Here is a 1,918-nt window from a genome sequence, read left to right as displayed (position 1 = left end):
GACCGGGTCGCCGCGCTGGCCGCCGCGCTGGGCGTCGCCACGTTCCCCACGTACGCCGAGGGCGAGACGCGCTACACGATCGCCGACCGCGGGCGCGACGAGCTGACGGAGGCCGACGAGATCCTCGCAGAGCTGGACCGGCTGGCCGCCACGCTGCCCGCCGAGGTGCCCTGGACCGCGCCGGAGGCCGCCGGGTGGGACGCGCAGACGCTCCGCGGCTGGCTGCTCTCCCGCACCGCCGACCCGGCCGTGCTCTCACTGCTCCGTCTGCTGACCACGGGCCTGTTCACGGTCGAGCCGGACGAGCTGTCCCTCCTGCACGTGCTGATCTACATCCGCTCCGCCGGCTCCCTGAAGGCGCTCCTCCAGGACGCCCAGGAGCAACGCCTCGTCGGCGGGGCGCAGGGCCTCGCCCTGCGGATCCACGAGGAGTTGGGGCCGGACACCGTACGGGTCGGGACCCCCGTGCGGACCGTCGTGCAGGAGCCCGGCGGCGTCCGGGTCGACGGGATCACGGCGCGCCGCGCCATCGTCGCCGTACCGCTCGCGCTCACCGACCGGATCGCCTTCTCGCCGCCGCTGCCGGTGATCCGCGCGCAGCTCCACCAGCGCGCCGTACCCGGCGTGACCATCAAGGCGCACGCGGTCTACGACCGGCCCTTCTGGCGCGCCCAGGGCCTGAACGGGCGTGCGCTGACGGACGCAGGCCCCGTCTCCGTCACCTTCGACGACTCGCCGCCGTCCGGTGAGCCCGGCATCCTCGTCGGCTTCGTCGAGGGCGACGCGGCCCGCCGACTGGGCGGGCTCGGCCCGGACGCGCGCCGCGCCGCCGTCCTCGACTGCTTCGCCGCCTCCTTCGGCGCCGAGGCCGCGAGCCCTCGCCAGTACGCCGAGATGAGCTGGTCGGACGAGGAGTGGACGCGCGGCTGCTACGGCGCCAACCTGCCGCCCGGCACCTGGACCCGCTACGGCGCCGCGCTGCGCGAGCCGTGCGGCCTCGTGCACTGGGCGGGCGCGGAGACCTCGGCGGTCTGGATGAACTACATGGACGGCGCGGTCCGTTCCGGCGAGCGCGCCGCCGCCGAGGTCGTGGCCGCGCTGGCGCCGCAGGGGGGCGCGTGATGGGCCGCTTCCTGACGTACGCGACCGAGGACGACGGCCGCATCGCTGTCGTCTCCCTGAACCGCCCCGAGGTCCGCAACGCGCAGAACCGCGGCATGCTGGTCGAGCTGGACGAGGCGTTCGCCCGCGCCGAGGCCGACGACACCGTGCGCGTCGTGGTCCTGCGCGGCGAGGGCCAGTCGTTCTCCGCAGGACACGACCTCGGCACCGCCGAGGACCGCGCCGAGCGCGCCCCGGGACCGGGCCGGCACCCCACGTACGACAGCCACGGCGGCACCCGCGTCGCCGCCGAGCGCCGGATGCTCCAGGAGTGGCACCACTACTTCGAGAACACCAAGCGGTGGCGCAACCTGCGCAAGCTGACGATCGCGTCGGTGCAGGGTCCGGTGATCGCCGGCGGGCTGATGCTCATGTGGGCCTGCGACCTCATCGTTGCCGCGCGGGACACGACGTTCGCGGACGTGGTCGGCGCCCGGCTCGGCATGTGCGGTACGGAGTACTTCGCGCACCCGTGGGAACTCGGCCCGCGCCGGGCCAAGGAGCTGCTGCTGACGGGCGATTCGATCGACGCCGAGGAGGCGTACCGCATCGGCATGGTCAGCAAGGTCTTCGAGCCGTCGCGGCTGGAGGCGGACACCCTCGCCTTCGCCCGCCGGCTGGCGGCTGTGCCCTCGGTGACGGCGCTGCTGATCAAGGAGTCGGTGAACCAGACCGTCGACCAGCAGGGCTTCACCAGCGCGCTCGCCGCCTGCTTCACCCTGCACCAGCTCAACCACGCGCACTGGGCCGAGGTGAA

2 protein-coding genes are annotated in these 1,918 nt (G+C 74.1%); both read left to right on the top strand.

Annotated elements, in window-relative coordinates; all coding sequences use genetic code 11:
* Nucleotides 1-1,122 (top strand): flavin monoamine oxidase family protein (locus H5J30_RS30190; RefSeq protein ID WP_181790578.1); only part of this gene is annotated, 1,122 nt, incomplete at its 5' end.
* Nucleotides 1,122-1,918 (top strand): enoyl-CoA hydratase (locus H5J30_RS30185; protein WP_181790576.1); only part of this gene is annotated, 797 nt, incomplete at its 3' end. The genes H5J30_RS30190 and H5J30_RS30185, both read left to right, overlap by 1 nt.

Source organism: Streptomyces phytophilus, from assembly GCF_013870535.1.
In the GTDB taxonomy this organism is placed as follows: Bacteria; Actinomycetota; Actinomycetes; order Streptomycetales; family Streptomycetaceae; genus Streptomyces; species Streptomyces phytophilus.
This window is presented reverse-complemented; position numbering and strand designations above follow the sequence as displayed.